Raw genomic sequence first — 22,549 nt, 5'->3', positions numbered from 1 at the left:
TTTCCGTAGAACCCCGTGGAGTGATGGCATGGCGGACGTAAACAAGGTCGTTCTGGCGTATTCCGGCGGCCTGGACACTTCGGTGATCCTCAAGTGGCTGCAGGATACTTATAACTGTGAAGTGGTGACCTTCACCGCTGACCTGGGTCAGGGCGAAGAGGTCGAGCCGGCTCGCGCCAAGGCTCAGGCCATGGGCGTCAAAGAAATCTACATCGACGACCTGCGCGAAGAATTCGTGCGTGACTTCGTGTTCCCGATGTTCCGCGCCAACACCGTTTACGAAGGCGAGTACCTGCTGGGTACCTCCATCGCACGTCCGCTGATCGCCAAACGTCTGATCGAAATCGCCAACGAAACCGGCGCCGACGCCATTTCCCATGGCGCTACCGGCAAGGGCAATGACCAGGTGCGTTTCGAACTGGGTGCCTACGCGCTCAAGCCAGGCGTGAAAGTCATTGCTCCATGGCGTGAGTGGGACCTGCTGTCCCGCGAGAAGCTGATGGACTACGCCGAGAAGCACGCGATCCCGATCGAGCGTCACGGCAAGAAGAAATCTCCGTACTCGATGGACGCCAACCTGCTGCACATCTCCTATGAAGGCGGCGTGCTGGAAGACACCTGGACCGAGCACGAAGAAGACATGTGGCGCTGGACCGTCTCCCCGGAGAACGCGCCTGACACCCCGCAATACCTGGAACTGACCTACCGCAACGGCGACATCGTTGCCCTGGACGGCGTCGAAATGACTCCGGCCACCGTACTGGCAACGCTGAACAAAATCGGCGGTGCTCACGGTATCGGTCGTCTGGACATCGTTGAAAACCGTTACGTGGGCATGAAGTCCCGTGGCTGCTACGAAACCCCGGGCGGCACCATCATGCTGCGCGCTCACCGCGCCATCGAATCGATCACCCTGGACCGCGAAGTCGCTCACCTCAAAGACGAGCTGATGCCGAAATACGCCAGCCTGATCTACACCGGCTACTGGTGGAGCCCGGAGCGTCTGATGCTGCAACAGATGATCGACGCTTCCCAGGTCAACGTGAACGGCGTGGTTCGCCTGAAGCTGTACAAAGGCAACGTGATCGTGACCGGTCGCAAGTCCGACGATTCGCTGTTCGACGCCAATATCGCGACCTTCGAAGAAGACGGCGGCGCTTACAACCAGGCCGACGCGGCGGGCTTCATCAAGCTCAACGCGCTGCGCATGCGCATTGCTGCCAACAAAGGCCGCAAGCTGTTCTAAGCATCGCGGGCCTGTAAAGAAGTGGCGGCTTGTCCCAGTGACAAAGCCGCCATTTTTTTTTGTGGTTGTCTGACGTTAACCCGCAACATATGTTGTTACGGTCAATTCCAGCATTTTCTTGAATGTCCACTTCAGGCATCTACTCTGCGTCTCATTCCCCCCTCAGCACCGTAGTACTTTGCGTGCTCACGTTATAAGCAACGAAAAGTTTGGCGCCTCCGTTTTTTTTCGCTTGTTTGACAAGGCTGAGGGTAATTTGCTTGAGCAGAGCGTCAGACGCAGAGTCGGTCAAAAATACCACTGCCTTGGCCGATTGCTTGCCAAGCTGAGGAAAGTGTTCGGCCAGCGCATTGAACGCCTGTGTGCTGTTCAGCGGACGTACATCGATGGCGCGCAACGTGCCCATGGATTTGGGCAGTTGGATGGTGTGCTCAATCCACGCTCGCTCCGGGCAGGATTCGTCAATGCCACGTTCAGGTAGCGTCCACTCCTGACCGCCTGGTGCTCCGCGTGCCGGGGACGAACAGGGGATATTCTCCGTCTGCTTCAACTCATCAAAGACTTTTAGAAAACTGTCGTCCTTGTCGAAGTCCGACGGCGCATACAATGAACGGTAGTTGAAGTTCAGCGTTAAAAAAAACAGCAACAGCAAGTAAAACGGGAAGCTGATCAGGAACCAGATATAGACTTCTCTTTCATCGTTATCTAGAAAAGGCAGGGAGATGGCCGCCGACGATTCGGAAATAAATGCAAATATTGCAATTACCGTCATGGGGTTGGTGATTTTTTTTCTGATTTTTATCATGGTGTTTGCTCATTAAGTGTGTTTTTCCAATGTGTTTATTGAATGATTTCATGTGGGTGAAGTTTTGCGTCTGATGCTCTTTTTTATATTAAATAAAATTCGTTGGGTAGAAGTATCTTGTTTCAGACGTTGATTGTTTAAAATGTGTAGTGGCGTTCTTGCTGTTGTTTTTACAATCGATTGTCAGCCTGAAGCTGTCCGGCCTCAGCAGTGCGCTGTCATGCAACAACAGCAATTTTGCAGTCTCTTCTTGCGCGAGAGGCTCTGGATCAGTGAGCCGGCTTGGGTTGCAGTGCGTAGTATTTTTCACGTCCAAGGCGTGGTCAGAGAAACGGCCGGGGCTTGCCAATATCACCAGTGGCGGTTTTTTGTAGGAATAGTCTTTTTTTGATGTAGGGAATGTCTTTGGCTGTGAGTGTGACGGAACTCTCTTGTGCCATGTCGGAAGTGACTAGGCTATTGTGCGGGTTCTAAAAATTCGAACAGCGAAACTGGACTTGCCCATGAATAAAGTGCTGATCGTGGATGATCACCCCGTCATTCGTCTTGCTGTGCGTATGCTGATGGAACGTCATGGCTACGAAGTTATTGCCGAAACAGATAATGGTGTGGATGCATTGCAACTTGCGCGTGAACAAATGCCGGATATCGTTATTCTGGATATTGGAATACCGAAGCTCGATGGTCTGGAAGTTATTGCCCGTCTGAACTCGACACCGATGCCATTGAAAGTTCTGGTGTTGACCTCTCAGGCACCCGGGCATTTTTCGATGCGCTGCATGCAGTCGGGGGCGGCGGGGTATGTCTGTAAACAACAGGATCTGACAGAGTTGCTCAGTGCGATCAAGGCCGTACTGTCCGGATACAGCTATTTTCCAAACCAGGCCCTGCATACCGTGCGAACCAGCCTCGGTAATGCCAGTGAGGCCGATATGGTAGACCGCCTTTCCGGGCGGGAAATGATGGTGTTGCAGCAATTGGCGCGGGGCAAGACCAACAAGGAAATCGCTGACGGCATGTTTCTCAGCAACAAGATGGTCAGCACTTACAAGACCCGTTTGTTATTGAAGCTCAATGCTCGGTCGCTGGTGGACCTGATTGAGCTGGCGCAACGCAACGGGCTGGTCTGATGGTCCTGCCTGCCGACGGATCATGGGCCGCTCGGTGTCGGATTCCCGGAAAGTAAAAAGCCTCCGGTTCGGGAGGCTTTCAAGTATCAGAGATCAAAATCGTAATCGGCCAATTGCTTTTGCAGTCGGCGCTCCTCAAGCAGGTTATCGATGGTGCGACGTTTGCTCAGATTGGTCTTGGCGACCTCGACGACAGGTTCGGCGTCGTCGGTTTCCACAACTGTGAAATCGTCATCTACGTCCAATTGTTCTTTGGTGTCAGTCATAAGGTGAACTCCAGGCTAAGACTGCCTTTGGCGCTCCTTATATCGATATTCCTGCTGCGGGTAAAAAAGATTTTTTCAATCGACGAATCAATTATTCCAATAGTCAGTCAATCGTCCGAGGTTTTGTGTTTGTACTCGCACAAATCTTCGATCCGGCAGCTGCCACAGCGTGGCTTGCGCGCCAGACACACATAGCGACCATGCAGAATCAGCCAGTGGTGAGAGTCGAGCAGGTAATCTTTCGGCACAAACTTCATCAACTTCTTTTCCACCTCGACCACATTTTTGCCCGGGGCAATGCCGGTGCGGTTGCTCACGCGAAAAATGTGCGTGTCGACCGCCATGGTCAACTGACGAAAAGCGGTATTGAGCACTACGTTGGCCGTTTTGCGGCCGACACCGGGCAGCGCTTCCAGTTCTTCGCGCGTCTGCGGGACTTCGCCATTGTGCAGTTCGACCAGCATGCGGCAGGTCTCGATCACGTTTTTCGCTTTGCTGTTATAGAGGCCGATGGTCTTGATGTATTCGGACAGCCCTTCGACGCCCAGCGCGTGGATCGCCGCAGGGGTATTGGCCACCGGAAACAGTTTGGCCGTGGCCTTGTTGACGCCAACGTCGGTAGATTGCGCCGAGAGGATTACCGCGATCAACAACTCGAACGGCGAGGAATAGGCCAGCTCGGTCTTCGGCTCGGGGTTGTCTTCATGAAGTCTGCGGAAGATTTCCAGACGTTTTGCGGCATTCATGGATGATGTGTTTCCTTGGAGAGAGCGTTCGAGCGGGTCCAGGCCTGGCGGGCAGCGAGCAGGAGTCCGAGCAGGATGAAGGCGCCGGGAACCAGGGTCAGCAGGTGCAGCCCGTCGCTGAACAGAACCAGTCCTTGCCAGTGCTCGGACAGAACACGACCGATGTGCCCCTGACCGAACAGTTCACGCAGTACGGCCAGCGCCAGTAGCAGCGCGCTCGACAGGCCAAAAAACGTCAGGCGCTGGGCAAGCGCCTGACGAAAGAACCCATTGTATTCCAGCACCACGCATTGCAAGGCGATCAACCCGCCATAGATCCCGAGTGACTGTTGCCACTGCAGCGCCCAGCGCTGCGCGAGGATATTGGCACAACTGGTCAGAGTGGCGGCCAGCAGCAGACTGGCCAGCAACAGGCTGTTGCCAGATAACCGCAAGCGCAGTGGGGCGATGCACACGCTGTAAATCCCCACAACGGCACTCGACATCAACAGCATGCCCAGCGCGCCAGCCAGTGTCGCGCTGGTGCCAAGCAGCAGCATCAGCGTCAAAGTGTTCGTCAGATTCGTCGGCCGGTTCATGATCCGGTCCCCAGCAAGATTGCCCGGTGCTCGTCAAAGTAGCGCAGAGCGTCATGGATGGCATTGAGAGTGGCGCGGGATGTGATGGTGGCGCCCGCCAGTTGATCGAACTGTCCCTGATCCTTTTTCAGTGCCCAGCCAGCGTCGTCAGGTGCGTTGCGCGACTTGCCGGTAAACGTCGCCAGCCACTGGTTCGGCCAGTCGCCGATGAGTCCGCCGAGCGCCGGTGTTTCGTTTTGCCGCAGGGTTTTTACTCCCAGCAGTCTGCCGTTGGCATCGATGGCGATCAGCAGTTCGATAACCCCGGCGTAGCCCTCGGTCTGGGTGCGCAACAACACTGCCACTGGCTGACCGGATTTGCTTGCGCGGTAACCTGCCAGCAGCGTGCTGTGGCTCAACGTTGTATCAGTCAGCGCCAGCGGCTGCTCCAGCGGCTGATTGTCGTAGGCATCGGCCGCGAGCACATCCAGCAATTTGCGGCTGTCGAGCAGGCGTTGCTCGCTGGCAATCTGCGGCGCACTGACGCGCTGCACGACATAGGTCAAACCGAGACCGGCGCCGGCCAGCAGCACAAGGGTCACGACAGTAGCCGCGCGGTTCATGATTGCACCTGCGTCTGGCGGGCAGCGGCAAAACGCTCCAGGGCCGGTACACCGAGATTCATCAGCAACACGGCAAACGCGACACCGTCCGGGTAGCCGCCCCAGGTGCGGATCAGGTAGGTCAGCAAGCCGACACCCACCCCGAACAGCAGCCGGGCCAGCGGACTTTTGGCGCCGGACACCGGTTCGGTAATGATGAAAAACGCACCGAGCATGGTCGCGCCGCTCAGCAGATGAAACAGCGGTGAGCCGTGGGAATCGGAACCCGAGCCGTTCCAGCAAAGCAGGCTGACGACAAACAGGCTGGCCAGCATGCCGACCGGCGCTTGCCAGGCAATCACCCGGCGCTGCAACAGCCACAGCCCGCCAGCGAGAAACGCCAGATTGATCCACTCCGCACCGCGTCCACCGAAGCGGCCGAACGCCGGGTTGGCCGCGAACAACTCATCCAGGGTCAGGCTTTTGTTGATGCGCAGACTGTCCAGCGCGGTGGCCTGCACCCAGGCGTCCGGCGCCTGGCCCAGATTCAAGACTTGCGCAAAAGCGGCCTGCAGATTCATGCCATGCGCCGGCCAGTGGGTCATCGGTTGCGGGAACAGCAGCATTGCCAGGGCAAACCCGAGCATGGCCGGGTTGAACGGATTCTTGCCGATGCCACCGTATAAATGCTTGCCGAACAGCAGGCCCGAAGCTATCGCCGTAACGGTCAGCCACCACGGGCAATAGGGTGGCAGGGCGGCGGCCAGCAATGTCGCGCTGACCAGTGCGCTGCCATCGCTGAGCGTTGGTTGCAGTGGCTGTCGGCGCAGCCGGGCGACGCCAGCCTCGATCAGCAGCGCGGTGCTCGCCGCCAGGATCAGATTGATCAAAACCCCCCAGCCGTAGAACCAGAACAGTGCCAGCAGCCCCGGCAGCGTGGCCAGCAGCACCCGCTTCATCGCCTGTTGCAGGCGATCATCCGGTGCCTCACGGGGCGACATGATCTTGCACCTGACGCTCGGCCGCCTGCAGTCGGGCGCGGGCCTTGTCGAGGGCTTCGCTCGGCGTGTCGGCGCGGCGTTCGAGTTTGTTCAGGTCGGCGCGGGCGTAGGCCAGTTCGGTTTTCAACTGGCGAAGCTGGCTGTCGATCGGGCGCTTTTCTACGCGCACCAGATCAGGCGCAGGCTGTTCACTTGCCGCTTCGGCAGCGTGAAGGGCCTGCTCGGCGTCATGCAGTGCCTGTTCCAGCGTGGCGATCTGCTCCGCTGGCGCTTCGGCGGTCTGCGCCTTTTTCAATTCAGCGCGACGCATGGCCAACTGGATTTTCGCCCGCTTCAGATCCGCGTCCTTCGCCGGAGCCGGGGCCGCAGCGGCTGGAGCAGTGGTGGTGCTGCTTTCGAGTTTCGCCAGCGCCTGTTCGGCGGCTTCGAACTGCTGTTGCAACACGATCAGTTGCGATTGCTGTTCGAAGGTCGGTGGATGGCCGAAGGCTTTCAGCGATTTGTGCAATTGCGCGCGGCTCATGGCGACGTCGATCTTGGCTTTTTTCAGCGCCGCGTCGGCGGTCGCGGCTTTCTGCGCGCGCACCCGTTCCAGAGCGGCTTGCACCGGATCGAGGGTGGCCACCGCCGGTTGCGCTGCGCGCCGTGCCCGGGCTTCGCGCTCAGCCTGTTTCTGCTGTTCTTCGCGCTGCAGGCGGGCGTTGCGGCGTTCAAAACGCTGGCGTGCATGATCGCGTTTGGCCGTGCGCGCGCGCTGTTCTTCAAGGCTGGACGCCAGGCCACCGACCACCGGCAAGGTGCCGAGCGGCAGCGGATGCATCTCGATGCAATCCACCGGGCACGGCGCCACGCACAGGTCGCAACCGGTGCATTCGTCGATCAGCACGGTGTGCATCAGTTTCGCCGCGCCGACGATGGCGTCGATCGGACAGGCCTGGATGCACTTGGTGCAGCCGATGCACTCGGCCTCGCGGATGTACGCCACTTGCGGCGGTGCCGTGCCACGGCTGATGTCCAGTTCCAGCACCGGCACCTTCAACAGTTCAGCCAGGGCGGCAATGGTTTCGTCGCCCCCCGGCGGGCACTTGTTGATCGGTTCGCCATCGACGATGCCTTGCGCATAGGGTTTGCACCCGGGGTGGCCGCATTTGCCGCACTGGGTCTGCGGCAGGAGGGCATCGATGAGTTGAATCAGACTCATGTTTTGATCAGTCCACTGAATCCGAGAAAAATCACTGCAATCAGTCCGGCGCCGATCAGGTCGATCGGCAAGCCGCGAAAGGGCAGAGGAATGTCGTTGTCCGCGGTGCGTTCGCGCAAGTCGCTGAACAGGCTCAGCACCAGCCAGAAACCCAGCCCGGCGCCAATGCTCAGCGCCGTTGCCTGCAGCAGGCCGCGATCATTTTGCGCATTGATCAATGCCAGCCCGAGCACGCCGGCATTGCCCAGCAACAGCGGCCATAGCCCATCGAACGGCCAGTCAGGCAGCCCGCGATCCAGCAGCTTCAGCAGCGGTGCGATCAGCAGCACGCTGAGCGGCAAGAACACAAACAGCTGCAGTGCCTGCAGTTGCAGCGGCACCAGCAGCCAGTGCCAGATCAGGTAACCGATGATGCCAACGCTCAGCATCAGGCACGCCGTCGCCAACCCCAGCGCATGCATTTGGCGCCGACTGCCGGCCAGCAGCGGATCGACGCCCAGCGGCCAGTGCAACACGAAGTTGTTGAGCAGGGCGGCACTGATCAGCGTAAGCGCAAGTTCGGTCATGGTTCTGCCGGCAGAAACGGGCGGATGTCACTCAAGGTTAGGCATTATCCGGCACCCGCGAAGGGTGGGCCAGATATGAAAAATCCCACAGGCCTGCAGAACATGCCTGTGGGATCGTTTTACCGCTGGGTCTTACTTGATGCGTTGACCCGGCTTGGCGCCGCTGTCCGGGCTCAGCAGGTAGATTTCTTCACCGCCAGGGCCGGCTGCCATCACCATGCCTTCGGAGATGCCGAACTTCATTTTCCGTGGCTTGAGGTTGGCGATCATCATGGTCAGGCGACCGTCGAGTTTCGACGGATCCGGGTAAGCGCTCTTGATCCCGGAGAACACGTTGCGCTGCTCGTCACCGATGTCCAGAGTCAGGCGCAGCAGCTTGTCCGCACCCTCCACGTGTTCGGCCTTGACGATCAGCGCGACGCGCAAGTCGACGGCGGCGAAGGTGTCGAAGTCGATTTCCGGCGACAGCGGATCCTTGGCCAGTTCGCCATTGCCCGCAGGCGTGGCGGCACCGGTATCGGTCTGGCTGGCGGTCAGGTCTTCTTTCGAGGCGTCGGTCATGGCTTGCACTTTTACCGGGTCGATGCGGGTCATCAACGGTTTGAATTCGTTCAACTGGTGGTTGGCCAGCAGCGTGGTGTGGTCGTTCCAGGTCAGCGGGGCGACGTTGAGGAAGGCCTCGGCGTCGGCGGCCAGCAACGGCAGCACTGGCTTGAGGAAGATCACCAGTTGGCGGAACAGGTTGATGCCGGTGGCGCAGATCGCCTGGACTTCATCCTGCTTGCCTTCCTGCTTGTTCAACGACCAAGGCGCCTTGTCGGCGATCCAGGCGTTGGCGCGGTCGGCCAGGGCCATGGTTTCACGCATGGCGCGGGCGAAATCGCGGGCTTCATAGGCGTCGGCAATGCTTGGCGCCGCGGCGAGGAACGCTTCGGTCAGTTCTGGCGCAGCGTTGTTGTCGACCAGCAGGCCGCCGTTGCCCTTCTGGATGAAACCGGCGCAGCGGCTGGCGATGTTGACCACTTTGCCGACCAGGTCGGAGTTGACCTTCTGCACGAAGTCTTCGAGGTTCAGGTCGAGGTCATCGACGCCACGGCCCAGTTTGGCCGCGTAGTAGTAGCGCAGGTATTCCGGCGACAGGTGATCCAGGTAGGTACGGGCCTTGATGAAAGTGCCGCGGGACTTGGACATCTTCTGGCCGTTGACGGTCAGGTAGCCGTGCACGTTGATCCCGGTCGGCTTGCGGAAACCGGCGCCTTCGAGCATGGCGGGCCAGAACAGCGCGTGGAAGTTGACGATGTCCTTGCCGATGAAGTGGTACAGCTCGGCGGTGGAGTCCTTGCCCCAGAACGCGTCGAAGTCCAGCTCCGGCGTGCGGTTGCAGAGGTTCTTGAAACTGGCCATGTAGCCGATCGGCGCATCCAGCCACACGTAGAAATACTTGCCCGGCTCGTCCGGGATCTCGAAACCGAAGTACGGCGCATCGCGGGAGATGTCCCACTGCTGCAGGCCGGCGTCCAGCCACTCGGCGATCTTGTTGGCCACGGCGTCCTGCAGGGTGCCGCTGCGAGTCCAGGTCTGCAGCATCTGCTGGAAGTCCGGGAGCTTGAAGAAGAAGTGCTGGGAATCCTTGAGCACCGGCGTGGCACCGGAGATCGCCGACTTCGGATCCTTCAGATCGGTCGGGGCGTAGGTGGCACCGCATTTTTCGCAGTTGTCGCCGTACTGGTCTTCAGTGCCGCATTTCGGGCAGGTGCCCTTGATGAAGCGGTCGGCCAGGAACATTTTCTTTTCCGGGTCGAAATACTGGGTGATCGAGCGCTGGGCGATGTGCCCGGCGTCACGCAGCTTCAGGTAGATCTGGCTCGACAGCTCACGGTTTTCTTCGGCGTGAGTGGAGTGGAAGTTGTCGAAGTCGACCAGGAACTCGGCAAAGTCGGCGCTGTGTTCAGCCTGCACGTTGGCGATCAGTTGTTCCGGGGTGATGCCTTCCTTTTCCGCACGCAGCATGATCGCCGAACCGTGGGCGTCGTCGGCGCAGACATAGATGCATTGATTGCCGCGATGCTTCTGGAAGCGCACCCACATATCGGTCTGGATGTATTCCAGCATGTGGCCAAGGTGAATCGAACCGTTGGCGTAGGGCAGGGCGCTGGTGACGAGGATCTTGCGTGGTTCGGACATGTGGGGCTTCGCTACTTGATGAAACGGAGGTCGGCCACTATAAAGCGCTGGCGCATATTTTTCACCCTGTGCCGCTGGGTACTTTGAGAGCATTTGTGGCGAGGGGATTCATCCCCGATGGGTGGCGAAGCCGCCCCCAAACCAGATGTCAGGGCCTATCAGACACACCGCGGGTGATGTTTTTGCGACTGCTGCGCAGCCGATCGGGGATAAATCCCCTCGCCACAGGGGTTAACGGGTTCAAGTAATCAGTTCGCCACAAATCTGCGTCCAGCGTACGATACCCGCCATCTTTTCCCAGTCTTGTTATCGGAGTTGCCCATGAGTGCCGTCACTCGCGCAGCGGTGGAAGCCGTCCTCAGCCAATACACCGACCCTTACCTGAATCAGGACCCGGTCAGCGCCGGTTGCGTGAAGCACATCGAGATCGATGGCGACCGCGTCAAGGTTCAGCTGGAAATCGGCTACGCCGCCGGTCTGTTCAAGAGCGGCTGGGCGCAGTTGTTGCAGTTGGCCATCGAAAACCTCGATGGCGTGACGATCGCCAAGGTCGAGGTCAACAGCGTGATCGCCGCGCACAAGGCTCAGGCACAGATCCCGGGCCTGGCCAACGTCAAGAACGTGGTCGCCGTGGCTTCGGGCAAGGGGGGTGTGGGCAAGTCGACCACCGCGGCCAACCTCGCGCTGGCGCTGGCCCGCGAAGGCGCCAAAGTGGGGATTCTCGACGCTGACATCTATGGCCCGAGCCAAGGGATCATGTTCGGCATCCCCGAGCGCACCCGCCCCGAAGTCAAGGATCAGAAGTGGTTTGTGCCGCTCAAGGCCCACGGGGTCGAAGTCATGTCGATGGCGTTCCTGACCGACGACAACACGCCGATGGTCTGGCGCGGGCCGATGGTCTCCGGCGCACTGCTGCAACTGGTCACGCAAACCGCGTGGGGCGACCTGGATTATCTGGTCATCGACATGCCACCAGGCACCGGTGACATCCAGCTGACCCTGGCGCAGAAAGTCCCGGTGGCCGGCGCCGTGATCGTCACCACCCCGCAGGATCTGGCGTTGCTCGACGCGCGCAAAGGCGTGGAAATGTTCCGCAAGGTCAACATTCCGGTGCTGGGCGTGGTGGAAAACATGGCGGTGCACATCTGCTCGAACTGCGGACATGCCGAGCACCTGTTCGGTGAGGGCGGTGGCGAGAAGCTGGCGACCCAATATGGCGTCGAGCTGCTGGCCTCGCTGCCGCTGTCGATGCTGATCCGCGAACAGGCCGATGGCGGCAAGCCAACGGTGATCGCCGAGCCGGACAGCCAGATTGCCATGGTCTACCAGGAACTGGCCCGCCACGTCGGCGCGCGCATTGTGCTGCAGGAAGCGGCGACACCGGCGATGCCTAATATCAGCATCAGCGACGATTGATAGCCTGAAACACAATCAACTGTGGGAGCGGGCTTGCTCCGGGCGGCGTTCCGACGAAGGCGGTGTATCAGTCGACGAAAATGTTGTCTGACCCACCGCCTTCGCGAGCAAGCCCGCTCCCACACTGGTTTTTGTATTGCCAGTCAGATCCGCAACCCGCCATCCATCTCCAGAATCCGCCCGGTGTAGTAGTCGTTCTCGAAGATGTACGCCGCCGAATGGGCGATCTCTTCCGGCTTGCCCATGCGCTTGAGCGGAATCCCCGAGGTCATTTTCTCCAGCGCTTCCGGCTTCATGCCCAGGGTCATCTCGGTTTCGATGAAGCCCGGCGCAATGCCCGCGACGCGAATGCCGTAACGCGCCAGTTCCTTGGCCCAGGTCACGGTGGCGGCGGCCACGCCAGCCTTGGCGGCAGAGTAGTTGGTCTGGCCGACGTTACCAGCGCGTGAGATCGACGAGATGTTGATGATCGCGCCGCTGTTCTTCAGCTCGACCATTTTCGCCGCCACTTCACGGGTGCAGAGGAACACGCCGGTCAGGTTGACGTCGATCACCGCCTGCCACTGGGCCAGGCTCATCTTGGTCATTTCGCCGTCCTTGACCTTTAGCAGCAGGCCGTCACGCAGGATCCCGGCGTTGTTGATCAGGCCATGGATCGCGCCGAAATCTTCCGCGACCTGGGCGACCATGTGCTCAACCTGTTCTTCATTGGCCACGTTGCACAGATAGCTGCGCGCCTCGACGCCCTTGGCCTTGCAGGCTGCCACCGCGTCGTCGAGTTTTTCCTGATTGAGGTCTACCAGTGCCAGCTTCGCGCCTTTGCCGGCGAAATACTCGGCCATGGAACGGCCCAAACCCTGGCAACCGCCGGTGATAATGATTACTTTGTCGTTGAGTTGCATTCGCATGCCCCAATAGCCGGTCTGAGTGGTTTTTGTTATTGGCGACGCTCGATCCGTACCGGTTATGGCCAGATTGCACATGAGCATTGCCCGATGGCGTGACCGGGACTTATCCCCAGGCGCCTGTCCGTTTTTTCGACGGATTCTATATAAGGAGTCATAAATTGAGCGTTGAAGCGGCCAAGAATGCCCGAGAATTGCTTCTCAAGGAATACCGTGGCGTATTGTCGACCCACTCCAAATCGATGCCCGGTTTTCCGTTCGGCTCGGTGGTGCCGTATTGCCTGGATGAGCAAGGCCGCCCGCTGATCCTGATCAGCCGCATTGCCCAGCACACCCACAACCTGCAGAAGGACCCGAAATGTTCGCTGCTGGTGGGTGAGCGCGATGCCGACGACGTGCAAGCCGTTGGTCGCCTGACCTATCTGGCCGAGGCGCAGAAGCTCGAAGACCCGGCTGCCATCGATGCCGCCGCCGAGCGTTACTACCGTTATTTCCCCGACTCGCAGAACTACCACAAGGCCCACGACTTTGATTTCTGGGTGCTCAACCCGGTGCGTCACCGCTACATCGGCGGTTTCGGCGCGATTCACTGGGTTGATCAACTGACCCTGGCCAACCCGTTCGCCGGCAAGGCGGAAATCAGCATGGTCGAGCACATGAACAGCGATCACGCCAAAGCCATCGCGCATTACGTGGAACTCAGCGGGCTGCCGAAAACCGAACCGGCACAACTGGCCGGGATCGACAGCGAAGGCATGCACCTGCGCATCGGTCAGGCGCTGTACTGGCTGCCGTTTCAAGCGCCTTGTCATACGCCGATACAAGTGCGCGAAGCCTTGGTTTCTCTGGCTCACGCCGAGGTCTGGCCAAAAAATGCGATGGCCGACGCTTGAATTCACGAAAGGGCGACGTCATCTAAGGCTTACTGCAAGGCATTTCTTGCGTTGAGGAATCTTTGATGCGCCCTTTTTTGTTGCTCTTTCTGCTGTTTCCGGTGCTGGAGCTGTTCGTATTCGTCAAAGTGGCAGGGGCTATCGGGTTTTTCCCGGCCCTGCTGCTGATCATTCTCGGCTCGATGTTCGGTGTGTTCGTACTGCGCGTCGCCGGTCTGGCCACGGCGCTGCGTGCCCGTGAAAGCCTGAATCGCGGTGAGTTGCCCGCACAGACCATGCTTGAAGGCCTGATGCTGGCACTGGCCGGTGGCCTGTTGATCCTGCCGGGCTTCGTCAGTGACGTGGTCGGTCTGGTGATGCTGCTGCCGTTCACCCGTCGCCTGCTGGCGAACAAGATGCGCCAGCGCGCCGAAGAACAGGCAATTCGTCAGCGTGCCTTCGCCGACGATCTGCAACCGCGTGGCGGTCCTGCACCACGCCAGCCTCTGGGCCGCGAAGGTGATGTGATCGAAGGCGAGTTCGAACATCGCGACAGCAAGTAACTGCATCGACACGGCACCTTCGGGTGCCGTTTCTTTGTGCGCGGCATTCAAGGGGCAAATCGATGAAAATTTTTTGCCCCCCGCCCTTGTAATAAGCTTATGCGCCCTTATGTATCGGTCACCGAAAGGTTTCCGGCATTTGAGTCGGACAGACTTCCGCGGTTCGCTCGACGAATCGCAACCGGCGCAGGCCGGATTTGTTAAACCCGCCGGGACTACACCGGCCGATGAAAACCACAATTAGGAGAGATCGACAATGAAGCTTCGTCCTCTGCATGACCGCGTCGTCATCCGTCGCAGCGAAGAAGAAAAGAAAACCGCTGGCGGTATCGTCCTGCCAGGTTCGGCTGCTGAAAAAGCCAACCACGGTGTGATCGTCGCTGCAGGTCCAGGCAAGACTCTGGAAAACGGTGAAGTGCGTGCGCTGGCCGTTAAAGTCGGCGACAAGGTTGTGTTCGGTCCTTACTCCGGCAGCAACACTGTGAAAGTCGACGGCGAAGACCTGCTGGTAATGGCTGAGAACGAGATTCTCGCTGTACTGGAAGGCTGATTTCCCCGCTCATTTTCCCGTTACTACAAAGTATTTAAGGAATATCGATCATGGCTGCTAAAGAAGTTAAGTTCGGCGATGCCGCCCGCTCCAAGATGCTCAAAGGCGTCAACGTTCTGGCTGACGCGGTAAAAGCGACCCTGGGCCCGAAAGGCCGTAACGTGATCCTCGAGAAGAGCTTCGGCGCTCCGACCATCACCAAGGACGGCGTTTCCGTCGCCAAAGAAATCGAACTCGAAGATCGCTTCGAAAACATGGGCGCGCAGCTGGTCAAAGACGTTGCCTCCCGTGCCAACGATGACGCTGGTGACGGTACTACCACCGCGACCGTTCTGGCTCAGTCGATCGTCAACGAAGGCCTGAAAGCCGTCGCTGCCGGCATGAACCCAATGGACCTGAAGCGCGGTATCGACAAAGCGACCATCGCCATCGTCAAAGAGCTGAAAGCCCTGTCCAAGCCATGCGCTGACACCAAGGCTATCGCTCAGGTAGGCACCATCTCCGCCAACTCCGACAACTCCATCGGCGACATCATTGCCGAAGCCATGGAAAAAGTCGGTAAAGAAGGCGTGATCACCGTTGAAGAAGGCTCGGGCCTGGAAAACGAACTGTCGGTTGTAGAAGGCATGCAGTTCGACCGTGGCTACCTGTCCCCGTACTTCGTCAACAAGCCAGACACCATGGTTGCCGAGCTCGACGGCCCGCTGATCCTGCTGGTCGACAAGAAGATCTCGAACATCCGCGAAATGCTGCCAGTGCTGGAAGCCGTTGCCAAAGCCGGCCGTCCACTGCTGATCGTTGCCGAAGACGTTGAAGGCGAAGCCCTGGCGACTCTGGTAGTGAACAACATGCGTGGCATCGTCAAGGTTGCAGCCGTCAAGGCTCCAGGCTTCGGCGACCGTCGCAAGGCCATGCTGCAGGACATCGCCGTTCTGACCGGCGGTACCGTGATCTCCGAAGAGATCGGCCTGAGCCTGGAAAGCACCACCCTGGAGCACCTGGGTAACGCCAAGCGCGTGACCCTGTCCAAGGAAAACACCATCATCGTTGACGGTGCTGGCGTACAAGGCGACATCGAAGCCCGTATCACTCAGATCCGCGCCCAGGTTGCTGAAACTTCCTCGGACTACGACCGTGAAAAACTGCAAGAGCGTCTGGCCAAGCTGTCCGGCGGCGTTGCAGTGATCAAGGTTGGCGCGGGTTCCGAAGTTGAAATGAAAGAGAAGAAGGCCCGCGTTGAAGACGCCCTGCACGCGACCCGTGCAGCCGTTGAAGAAGGCGTGGTACCTGGCGGTGGCGTTGCGCTGATCCGTGCTCTGGAAGCCCTGACCGAACTGACCGGCGACAACGCTGACCAGAACGTTGGTATCGCTGTACTGCGTCGCGCTGTTGAAGCGCCGCTGCGCCAGATCGCTGCCAACTCCGGTGACGAGCCAAGCGTAGTCGTCAACGAAGTGAAGAACGGCAAAGGTAACTTCGGTTACAACGCTGCGACTGGCGAATACGGCGACATGATCGAAATGGGCATCCTGGACCCAACCAAGGTAACCCGTTCCGCTCTGCAAGCAGCCTCTTCGATTGGCGGTCTGATCCTGACCACCGAAGCTGCTGTCGCTAACGCTCCAGAGAAAGCGGCTCCTGCTGGCGGCGGTATGCCAGACATGGGCGGCATGGGTGGCATGGGCGGCATGATGTAAGCCAGCCTTACCCCTGTAACGAAAAACCCCGCCTGCGATGAGCAGACGGGGTTTTTTATTGCCCGGATTCCAGGCTTCACACCATCCCCTGTGGGAGCGAGCCTGCTCGCGAAAGCCATCCAGCGTTCACTACAGCTGTGACGCATACACAGCATTCGCGAGCAGGCTCGCTCCCACATTGGGATCTGTGTTCCTGCGATAACCGGTCGTGCAAAAAAAAAACGCCCCGGTGCATCAGCCCCGGGGCGTTTCTATTGACGGTTACTGTTCGCTGACCTGGACAGTGCCGTCCTTCGCAGGTTTCCAACTCAACAGCTGCTGTTTGAAGCCATAACTGGCCGCCTGGTAATACGCAATTGCCCGGCTGACCAGCGGATCGTCGCTGGTAACTCGCGATTCACGGCTCTCGGTCAGCGCATCATCATGCCGGCGCAGGCCCTGGCGCGGACTGAGGATCGCCAGATCCTTGCCATCGAACAGACCCAGATGCTGATAGTTACCGACCACTACGCGCGGTGGCAGCGGGTTGTCCTGCAGCAGGTTGCGGCCAAAGAACGTCGAGGTGTAATCCAGGTTCAGCAGGCCCAGCAGCGTCGGAGCGAGGTCGATCTGGCTGGCCAGTTGCGCACTCTCGCGAGCTTCGATCATTTTCGGCGCATAGATGAACAGCGGGATCTGATAGTTGCTGATCGGCAGGTCTTCTTTACCGGCGCTGCCCGCGGTGTGGTCGGCGACGAAAATGAAGATGGTGTTGTCGAACCACGGCTTCTGCCGCGCCTGCTCGAGGAATTGGCCGATGGCATAGTCGGTGTACTTCACCGCGCCATCGCGGCCGTTACCGGACTTGATGTCGATCCGGTTGTCCGGGTATGTGTAAGGACGATGGTTGGACGTGGTCATCAGTTGCAGCAAAAACGGCTGTTGCTTGGCGTAATCGGTGTCCGCCAGTTTCAGGGTCTGGCGATACAGATCTTCGTCGGCCATGCCCCAGGCGTTCTTGAAGTGGATTTCGGCTTCATCAACGCTGCTCTGGTCGACGACGCGATAGCCGTTGCCGCTGAAGAACGCGTTCATGTTGTCGAAGTAGCCGCGTCCGCCATAGACGAACACGCTGTCGTAACCCACCGCGCTCAGTTGCTGGCCAAGGCTGGCGAAACCGCTTTCGCGGCCGATGCGCTTGACGATCGAGCGGCCCGGCGTCGGCGGGATGGCCAGGGTGATCGCTTCCAGACCACGGTCGGTGCGGGTACCGGTGGCGTAGAAGTTATTGAAGTACAGGCTCTGCTTGCGCAAGGCGTCGAGGTTGGGCGTCAGGTTGCGACCGTCGCCATTGCTGCCCAGGTACTTGGCGCTCAGGCTTTCGATGGTCACCAGCACAATGTTCGGCTTGCGCGGGGTGCCCGGGTTGTCGATCACCCGGCGGATGTCCTGCGGGTCCTTGCCGATGAAACGCGCGTCGCTTTCACTCAGCTCGGCGCGGATCTGGCTGGCGACTTTTTCCGCCGGCAGGCTCTTGTAGAACTGGGTGTAGTCCAGTTCATTGTTACGGAACGCGGCGAAGAACTGATACGGGCCATTGCTGGCCAGTTCGTTCTGGTAGGCGTTGCCGCCCTGGGCACGCGGGGCGTCCTGGCTGAGCAGTTGCAGGCTCAGGCCCGCGACGATCAACAGGCCCAATGCGCTGAGCAGACGGCCGCGCAGCGCTGGCAACGGGGCATTCATGGCGGCATTGAACGGCTTGCGCAGGGCAAAGCTGATCACCACGGCCAGCACCGCGAGGAGGCTCAGCAGTTTGCCGATCGGGTACGACTCGAGGACGTTGTTCAGCACTTCGTCGGAGTACACCAGGTAATCGACGGCGATGAAGTTGAAACGCACGCCGAACTCGTCCCAGAACAGCCATTCGGCCACCGCCACGAACAGCATGGCGAACAGGCTGATGGTCAGCAGGGCGCGCAGGAACCCGCGATGTCCACGACGACGCCACAGGCCCGGCGGGCAGAGCAGAAGGTACAAGCCCATCGGCAGGGCGGCGTAGGCGAGAAACCCCAGGTCATAAAGCGCGCCTATGCCGAATGCGGAAAGGGCAAAACCGCCAGCCTCATCCAGGTGAGTCAGCAGCAGTACCGCTCGAGTCAGGAGAAAAATGACCAGCCAGGCGCCGGTGATCAACAGCAGAAAGCGCATGGGCGCCGTCTTGAAAGGGTCCATTGTCTAGTTTTCCTTATATCAATGGCGCGGGAGTTTCACGGCGCTACTGTAATCAGGTTGTGAACCGATAGTGAAAACTTTGTTAAGTAATTAATTTGGCTTGAAAAACCGATATCCATAAGGACCAGCCCTAGCCCTGAGCCGGCGTTGGCCTTAAGCTGCCGGGCCGAGACGGCCGTTACTGTGTGCGGAGGAGCTGCCCATGCGAATTTTATTGGTTGAAGACAACCGCGATATCCTGGCCAACCTGGCCGATTACCTGGGGCTCAAAGGCTATACCGTCGATTGCGCCCAGGACGGCTTGTCGGGCCTGCACCTGGCGGCCACCGAGCATTACGATCTGATCGTGCTCGACATCATGTTGCCCGGGATCGACGGCTACACCCTGTGCAAGCGCCTGCGTGAAGATGCCCGACGCGACACGCCGGTGATCATGCTCACCGCCCGCGATCAACTGGACGACCGCCTGCAGGGCTTCAAGTCCGGGGCCGACGATTATCTGGTCAAACCGTTTGCGCTGTCGGAACTGGCGGCACGCATCGAAGCGGTGATGCGTCGCACCCAGGGCGGCGGACGCCGTGCGCTGCAGGTCGGTGACCTGAGCTACGACCTCGACACGCTGGAAGTGACCCGCGATGGCAAGCTGCTCAAGCTCAACCCGGTCGGCCTGAAACTGCTGGCGGTATTGATGCAGAAGAGTCCGCACGTCCTGCGTCGGGAAATTCTCGAGGAAGCGCTGTGGGGCGATGACTGCCCGGACAGCGACAGCCTGCGCAGCCACGTCCACCAATTGCGTCAGGTGATCGACAAGCCATTCGCCAAGCCGTTGCTGCAAACCGTGCACGGCGTGGGTTACCGCTTGGCCGAGGGGCGTGATGGAGTTTAAGCAAAGCCTTTCCCAGCGGATCATCATCGCCTTTGCGCTGATGAGTGCGCTGGTGGCCGGGGCTTTCGCCATGGGCATTGTGGCGACGGTGCACCTGGTGGAGGAGAAACTGATTTCGGCAGGACTGGGCGGCGACCTGCAACGTCTGCTGCTGATGGACAACGTCTCGGACTGGAGCCATCGCCCCGAGCCGGATCAGTTGTTCTACTTCAGCGGCGGACCGGGTGATTTCGAGCTGCCCAAGGATCTGCGCCACCTCGATGCGGGTTTCCACGAAGTGTTCCGCGAGCAGCTGTCGTATCACGCGATGGTCGAGATCGTCGACGGTCGTCGCTATGTCCTGCTGCAGGATCAGAGCGATTTCGAAGAGCGTGAACGCGTGCTGTTCGCTGTGGTGCTGGTGGGCTTTGTGCTCAGTCTGGCGCTGGCGGTGTTCCTCGGCTGGGTGTTGGCGCGCAAGGTCATGGCGCCGGTCGTGCGCCTGGCACGGCAAGTGCGCCACCGCGATCAACTGCTCGGTCTGGCGCCGCCGCTGGCGCCGGACTATGCGGCTGACGAAGTCGGTGAACTGGCCGTGGCGTTCGATGCCACGCTCGGGCGTCTGCGTCAGGCGCTGACGCGCGAGCGGCTGTTTACCAGCGACGTCAGTCACGAACTGCGCACCCCGTTGATGGTGCTGGCCAGTTCCTGCGAACTGCTGCTGGAAAACCCGGGGCTGGATCAGCGCGGCCGCGCCCAGGTCGAGCGCATCGCCCGCGCCAGCGAAGAAATGCGCGAGCTGGTGCAGACCTTCCTGATGCTCGCCCGTGCCCAGCGCGAAGACGCCGGTTCCGCGCCGCAGCAGAATCTCAGCCAGGTGGCCGACGGCTTGTTGGGGATCTGGCGTGAACCGATCGAGTCGAAAGGGCTGCAGCTGATATTTGAACCGGGCAATCCGCCGGACACCCGCTTCAATGCGACTTTGCTCAGCGCCGTCATGGGTAACTTGCTGCGCAATGCCTGTCACTACACCGAGCACGGATTCATCCGCCTGACGCTCAACGACAACGGCTTCGTCGTCGAAGACTCGGGCGTCGGCATTCCCGAGGAAAAACGTGAAGCCATGTTCCAGCCATTCGTGCGCGGCAATGAGAAGCGTGGCGAAGGCCTGGGCCTGGGCTTGTCGCTGGTGCAGCGGATCTGTGAAAACCAGGGCTGGGAGGTGACGCTGAGCACCATGCAGCCCAATGGCTGCCGCTTTGAGGTCACGCTGGGACAGCGTTGACGGTCGCTGATGGCCCCGCGCTATTGCTTTCCCCGTGTAAAACCCTGTAATAGATTGCCTGTTTACCTGACGTAATTTTCACAAAGGGACGACCTGACGCTGACACGCCACTACCTAAGGTAGGGGCATCAGTCATTCAGGAGTCCCGATGATGAGCAGTCCGATCAAGCTCGATTTTTCCGAAAAGTATGATGACCAGCATGCTCAAAAATATTTGCGCAAGCACCAGGACGGTCTCGGTCGTCGGTTGTCTCACTGGCGGGACGAGCAGTTGGCCCGCAAGGCGCTGACACTGGCCGGCGAACCGGGGTTGGTGCTTGATCTGCCGTGCGGTGCAGGACGCTTCTGGCCGTTGCTGGCGGAAAAACCCAATCGAGTGATCATTGGCGCGGACAATTCCGAGTCTATGATCAAGACTGCGATGCAGGCGCAACCGGCTGATGTGGTCAAACGGGTACAACCTTTGCACACGTCAGCGTTCGACATTGCCTTGCCTGATAACGCCGTCGACAGCATTTTCTGCATGCGTTTGTTGCATCACATCGGTGAAGCCGAACATCGGCGGACGATTTTGCGCGAATTCGAGCGCGTCACCCGTGACAGCGTGATCATTTCGTTGTGGGTGGACGGCAATTTCAAGTCCTGGAAACGCAAACGCGCCGAACAGCGGCGTGGGCAGGAAGGTTACCAGAATCGATTTGTGTTACCGGCTGTGACAGTGGAAAAGGAATTCGAAGCCGCAGGTTTTCGCATTCAGGAACAACTGGATTTTATTCCGCTCTATGCCATGTGGCGGGTTTACGTATTACGCAAGAGGTAACAGGATGGCGGTGCAAATAGCAGCAGAAACGGAAGTCGCTCCCCAGGATCGCTTCGACTACTACTGGAACCAGCGCGGTGAATGGGTGGAAGAACCCAATGTGCGCCGTGGCGGGGAAAGTGGTGTGCAACGAGTCGTGGGCCGTGACGGCCAGTTGTTATATGCCAAGCGCCAGACCGGACATATTTATCGCAGTTGGCTGCATCCTTTCGGCCGCCCGACAGTCCTGCGAGAGCTGGATGCCCTGACCGGCGTCAGCCGCCTCGGTGTACGCGTCCCGCAAATCGTCTTCTGCGGCGCGCAGCCCGATCCGCAACACAAGTGGCGTGCGCTGCTGGTGACCAAGTCGCTGGACGGTTTTGACGAACTCGAAAAGTGGGAAGCCGCCGGCGGCCGAGCCCAATATGGCGAAGCCGTTTACGAGCGCGTGCTTAAAGACCTGGCAGAAAACCTTGCGCGCATGCACAAGGGGCGTTGGCAGCACAGCTGCATCTACATCAAACACGTTTTCGTGCGGGTGACCGGCGAGGGTGATTCGGCTCAGGTCGAGGTGGCATTGATCGATCTGGAAAAATGCCGTCAGCGTCTGACCGCTTATCGCGCCGCCTCCCACGATATGAAGCAATTGCGTCGCCATTCGTCGTTCAGCGATACGGACTGGAAAAAACTCGTCTACTTTTATGAGACGGCGTTTGGCAGCGCTATCAAAGGTTTATAGCGATGAAACTCGAAATTGCACGAGGTTTGTTTCTGGTTGGGGCCTTGGCAGTTGCGTCATTGGCGGTGGCTGCCTGGGAGCAGCCCCGCATGCAGGTGATAAGTGCCACTACGAGTGATGCTCACTGCGCAGTACCACGGGTGGCGAAAGCCTCCGTGGCGACAAAACCTGACCATGATCTGTTGTTGTTCATGTTCGGACTTTCGCAAGGGATGAGGCCACAGAGTTGAACCGATTGAAGCCCAAATGAAAGGCCTCGCCGATGCGAGGCCTTTTTTATTGCGCGTCTTCCAGGGATCAGACCATTCCCTTGTGGGATCGTCGATGGATGAAAAGTCTGTGG

23 protein-coding genes are annotated in these 22,549 nt (G+C 59.3%); 12 read left to right on the top strand and 11 right to left on the bottom strand.

Annotated features, from left to right (window positions below; translation table 11 throughout):
- Positions 1–28 precede the first annotated feature (28 nt).
- Positions 29–1,246: an argininosuccinate synthase gene (locus tag V9L13_RS14675; protein ID WP_003227714.1), complete on the top strand. Its 1,218-nt coding sequence runs from the start codon at positions 29–31 to the stop codon at positions 1,244–1,246.
- A 151-nt stretch (positions 1,247–1,397) separates the two neighbouring features.
- Here V9L13_RS14675 and V9L13_RS14670 read toward each other — a convergent pair whose 3' ends face one another.
- Positions 1,398–2,051, bottom strand: a complete 654-nt coding sequence (locus V9L13_RS14670; RefSeq protein ID WP_338799887.1) for a hypothetical protein — start codon at positions 2,049–2,051, stop codon at positions 1,398–1,400.
- 503 nt (positions 2,052–2,554) lie between these two features.
- Here V9L13_RS14670 and V9L13_RS14665 point away from each other — a divergent pair.
- A complete protein-coding gene (locus V9L13_RS14665; protein ID WP_338799886.1) occupies positions 2,555–3,181 on the top strand; it encodes a response regulator transcription factor in 627 nt (208 codons plus the stop codon).
- A gap of 86 nt (positions 3,182–3,267) precedes the next feature.
- Here V9L13_RS14665 and V9L13_RS14660 read toward each other — a convergent pair whose 3' ends face one another.
- From V9L13_RS14660 to metG, 8 genes are all read right to left on the bottom strand, one after another.
- Positions 3,268–3,447, bottom strand: coding sequence for a hypothetical protein (locus tag V9L13_RS14660; RefSeq protein WP_003227708.1), 180 nt, complete (start codon positions 3,445–3,447; stop codon positions 3,268–3,270).
- 107 nt (positions 3,448–3,554) lie between these two features.
- The gene (gene nth / locus V9L13_RS14655) at positions 3,555–4,193 is read right to left on the bottom strand and encodes an endonuclease III (RefSeq protein ID WP_003227707.1); all 639 of its coding nucleotides are present in this window, start codon (positions 4,191–4,193) and stop codon (positions 3,555–3,557) included.
- Positions 4,190–4,771 carry an Rnf-Nqr domain containing protein gene (locus V9L13_RS14650; protein WP_338799885.1) on the bottom strand — a complete coding sequence of 194 codons (582 nt, stop codon included), beginning with the start codon at positions 4,769–4,771 and terminating at the stop codon, positions 4,190–4,192. Before V9L13_RS14650 ends, nth begins: the two co-directional genes overlap by 4 nt.
- Entirely contained in the window at positions 4,768–5,373 is a 606-nt protein-coding gene (locus tag V9L13_RS14645; RefSeq protein WP_338799884.1) for an RnfABCDGE type electron transport complex subunit G, read from the bottom strand. Before V9L13_RS14645 ends, V9L13_RS14650 begins: the two co-directional genes overlap by 4 nt.
- The gene (locus V9L13_RS14640; RefSeq protein WP_338799883.1) at positions 5,370–6,353 is read right to left on the bottom strand and encodes an RnfABCDGE type electron transport complex subunit D; all 984 of its coding nucleotides are present in this window, start codon (positions 6,351–6,353) and stop codon (positions 5,370–5,372) included. Before V9L13_RS14640 ends, V9L13_RS14645 begins: the two co-directional genes overlap by 4 nt.
- Entirely contained in the window at positions 6,340–7,554 is a 1,215-nt protein-coding gene (gene rsxB, locus V9L13_RS14635; RefSeq protein ID WP_338799882.1) for an electron transport complex subunit RsxB, read from the bottom strand. Before rsxB ends, V9L13_RS14640 begins: the two co-directional genes overlap by 14 nt.
- Entirely contained in the window at positions 7,551–8,120 is a 570-nt protein-coding gene (locus tag V9L13_RS14630; RefSeq protein WP_103484881.1) for an Rnf-Nqr domain containing protein, read from the bottom strand. The genes rsxB and V9L13_RS14630 overlap by 4 nt, the downstream gene beginning before the upstream one ends.
- Before the next feature lie 132 nt (positions 8,121–8,252).
- Positions 8,253–10,304 (bottom strand): methionine--tRNA ligase, encoded by a 2,052-nt coding sequence (metG, locus tag V9L13_RS14625; protein WP_226499485.1) that lies wholly within the window; start codon positions 10,302–10,304, stop codon positions 8,253–8,255.
- A 321-nt stretch (positions 10,305–10,625) separates the two neighbouring features.
- Between metG and apbC the strand changes: the two genes are divergently transcribed.
- A complete protein-coding gene (apbC, locus tag V9L13_RS14620) occupies positions 10,626–11,720 on the top strand; it encodes an iron-sulfur cluster carrier protein ApbC (RefSeq protein ID WP_003227693.1) in 1,095 nt (364 codons plus the stop codon).
- Between the two features lie 143 nt (positions 11,721–11,863).
- Here the strand turns inward: apbC and V9L13_RS14615 are convergent, their stop codons facing one another.
- On the bottom strand, positions 11,864–12,622 hold the full coding sequence (locus tag V9L13_RS14615; RefSeq protein ID WP_016773416.1) for an SDR family oxidoreductase: 759 nt from the start codon (positions 12,620–12,622) through the stop codon (positions 11,864–11,866).
- Positions 12,623–12,786: 164 nt separating this feature from the next.
- Between V9L13_RS14615 and V9L13_RS14610 the strand changes: the two genes are divergently transcribed.
- The 4 genes from V9L13_RS14610 (at position 12,787) to groL (ending at position 16,307) form a co-directional block, all read left to right on the top strand.
- Positions 12,787–13,518, top strand: coding sequence for a HugZ family protein (locus V9L13_RS14610; RefSeq protein WP_338799881.1), 732 nt, complete (start codon positions 12,787–12,789; stop codon positions 13,516–13,518).
- A gap of 65 nt (positions 13,519–13,583) precedes the next feature.
- Complete coding sequence (locus tag V9L13_RS14605) at positions 13,584–14,060, top strand: FxsA family protein (RefSeq protein ID WP_108588858.1); 477 nt, start codon at positions 13,584–13,586, stop codon at positions 14,058–14,060.
- A gap of 256 nt (positions 14,061–14,316) precedes the next feature.
- The gene (locus tag V9L13_RS14600) at positions 14,317–14,610 is read left to right on the top strand and encodes a co-chaperone GroES (RefSeq protein ID WP_003227685.1); all 294 of its coding nucleotides are present in this window, start codon (positions 14,317–14,319) and stop codon (positions 14,608–14,610) included.
- A 50-nt stretch (positions 14,611–14,660) separates the two neighbouring features.
- Entirely contained in the window at positions 14,661–16,307 is a 1,647-nt protein-coding gene (gene groL, locus V9L13_RS14595) for a chaperonin GroEL (protein WP_003227683.1), read from the top strand.
- Positions 16,308–16,568: 261 nt separating this feature from the next.
- Here the strand turns inward: groL and V9L13_RS14590 are convergent, their stop codons facing one another.
- Complete coding sequence (locus V9L13_RS14590; RefSeq protein ID WP_338799880.1) at positions 16,569–18,518, bottom strand: LTA synthase family protein; 1,950 nt, start codon at positions 18,516–18,518, stop codon at positions 16,569–16,571.
- A 202-nt stretch (positions 18,519–18,720) separates the two neighbouring features.
- Here V9L13_RS14590 and colR point away from each other — a divergent pair, with 202 nt between their 5' ends.
- The 5 genes from colR to V9L13_RS14565 all read left to right on the top strand — a co-directional run bounded on the left by colR (position 18,721) and on the right by V9L13_RS14565 (position 22,436).
- On the top strand, positions 18,721–19,404 hold the full coding sequence (gene colR / locus V9L13_RS14585) for a two-component system response regulator ColR (protein ID WP_003227680.1): 684 nt from the start codon (positions 18,721–18,723) through the stop codon (positions 19,402–19,404).
- Positions 19,394–20,668, top strand: a complete 1,275-nt coding sequence (locus V9L13_RS14580; RefSeq protein WP_103484877.1) for a HAMP domain-containing sensor histidine kinase — start codon at positions 19,394–19,396, stop codon at positions 20,666–20,668. Before colR ends, V9L13_RS14580 begins: the two co-directional genes overlap by 11 nt.
- Positions 20,669–20,819: 151 nt before the next feature.
- Positions 20,820–21,488: a class I SAM-dependent methyltransferase gene (locus tag V9L13_RS14575; RefSeq protein ID WP_045122613.1), complete on the top strand. Its 669-nt coding sequence runs from the start codon at positions 20,820–20,822 to the stop codon at positions 21,486–21,488.
- Positions 21,489–21,492: 4 nt separating this feature from the next.
- Positions 21,493–22,206 carry a lipopolysaccharide kinase InaA family protein gene (locus tag V9L13_RS14570; protein WP_096795130.1) on the top strand — a complete coding sequence of 238 codons (714 nt, stop codon included), beginning with the start codon at positions 21,493–21,495 and terminating at the stop codon, positions 22,204–22,206.
- Positions 22,207–22,208: 2 nt separating this feature from the next.
- A complete protein-coding gene (locus V9L13_RS14565; RefSeq protein WP_045122612.1) occupies positions 22,209–22,436 on the top strand; it encodes a hypothetical protein in 228 nt (75 codons plus the stop codon).
- The last annotated feature ends 113 nt before the right edge of the window (positions 22,437–22,549 follow it).

Source organism: Pseudomonas sp. RSB 5.4, assembly GCF_037126175.1.
Lineage (GTDB): Bacteria > Pseudomonadota > Gammaproteobacteria > Pseudomonadales > Pseudomonadaceae > Aquipseudomonas > Aquipseudomonas fluorescens_H.
The sequence above is the reverse complement of the archived record's forward strand: the minus strand, read 5'-3'. Positions and strand labels throughout refer to the sequence as shown.

What these genes read in the sequence shown, in the direction of transcription:
- V9L13_RS14580 (WP_103484877.1), top strand. Translation starts at nt 19,394, where the DNA reads ATGGAGTTTAAGCAAAGCCTTTCCCAGCGGATCATCATCGCCTTTGCG.
- V9L13_RS14650 (WP_338799885.1), bottom strand. Translation starts at nt 4,771, where the DNA reads ATGAACCGGCCGACGAATCTGACGAACACTTTGACGCTGATGCTGCTG.
- V9L13_RS14565 (WP_045122612.1), top strand. Translation starts at nt 22,209, where the DNA reads ATGAAACTCGAAATTGCACGAGGTTTGTTTCTGGTTGGGGCCTTGGCA.
- V9L13_RS14570 (WP_096795130.1), top strand. Translation starts at nt 21,493, where the DNA reads ATGGCGGTGCAAATAGCAGCAGAAACGGAAGTCGCTCCCCAGGATCGC.
- V9L13_RS14645 (WP_338799884.1), bottom strand. Translation starts at nt 5,373, where the DNA reads ATGAACCGCGCGGCTACTGTCGTGACCCTTGTGCTGCTGGCCGGCGCC.
- rsxB (WP_338799882.1), bottom strand. Translation starts at nt 7,554, where the DNA reads ATGAGTCTGATTCAACTCATCGATGCCCTCCTGCCGCAGACCCAGTGC.
- V9L13_RS14660 (WP_003227708.1), bottom strand. Translation starts at nt 3,447, where the DNA reads ATGACTGACACCAAAGAACAATTGGACGTAGATGACGATTTCACAGTT.
- groL (WP_003227683.1), top strand. Translation starts at nt 14,661, where the DNA reads ATGGCTGCTAAAGAAGTTAAGTTCGGCGATGCCGCCCGCTCCAAGATG.
- V9L13_RS14575 (WP_045122613.1), top strand. Translation starts at nt 20,820, where the DNA reads ATGAGCAGTCCGATCAAGCTCGATTTTTCCGAAAAGTATGATGACCAG.
- V9L13_RS14630 (WP_103484881.1), bottom strand. Translation starts at nt 8,120, where the DNA reads ATGACCGAACTTGCGCTTACGCTGATCAGTGCCGCCCTGCTCAACAAC.
- V9L13_RS14615 (WP_016773416.1), bottom strand. Translation starts at nt 12,622, where the DNA reads ATGCAACTCAACGACAAAGTAATCATTATCACCGGCGGTTGCCAGGGT.
- V9L13_RS14590 (WP_338799880.1), bottom strand. Translation starts at nt 18,518, where the DNA reads ATGGACCCTTTCAAGACGGCGCCCATGCGCTTTCTGCTGTTGATCACC.
- metG (WP_226499485.1), bottom strand. Translation starts at nt 10,304, where the DNA reads ATGTCCGAACCACGCAAGATCCTCGTCACCAGCGCCCTGCCCTACGCC.
- nth (WP_003227707.1), bottom strand. Translation starts at nt 4,193, where the DNA reads ATGAATGCCGCAAAACGTCTGGAAATCTTCCGCAGACTTCATGAAGAC.
- V9L13_RS14665 (WP_338799886.1), top strand. Translation starts at nt 2,555, where the DNA reads ATGAATAAAGTGCTGATCGTGGATGATCACCCCGTCATTCGTCTTGCT.
- apbC (WP_003227693.1), top strand. Translation starts at nt 10,626, where the DNA reads ATGAGTGCCGTCACTCGCGCAGCGGTGGAAGCCGTCCTCAGCCAATAC.
- V9L13_RS14605 (WP_108588858.1), top strand. Translation starts at nt 13,584, where the DNA reads ATGCGCCCTTTTTTGTTGCTCTTTCTGCTGTTTCCGGTGCTGGAGCTG.
- V9L13_RS14670 (WP_338799887.1), bottom strand. Translation starts at nt 2,051, where the DNA reads ATGATAAAAATCAGAAAAAAAATCACCAACCCCATGACGGTAATTGCA.
- V9L13_RS14675 (WP_003227714.1), top strand. Translation starts at nt 29, where the DNA reads ATGGCGGACGTAAACAAGGTCGTTCTGGCGTATTCCGGCGGCCTGGAC.
- colR (WP_003227680.1), top strand. Translation starts at nt 18,721, where the DNA reads ATGCGAATTTTATTGGTTGAAGACAACCGCGATATCCTGGCCAACCTG.
- V9L13_RS14640 (WP_338799883.1), bottom strand. Translation starts at nt 6,353, where the DNA reads ATGTCGCCCCGTGAGGCACCGGATGATCGCCTGCAACAGGCGATGAAG.
- V9L13_RS14600 (WP_003227685.1), top strand. Translation starts at nt 14,317, where the DNA reads ATGAAGCTTCGTCCTCTGCATGACCGCGTCGTCATCCGTCGCAGCGAA.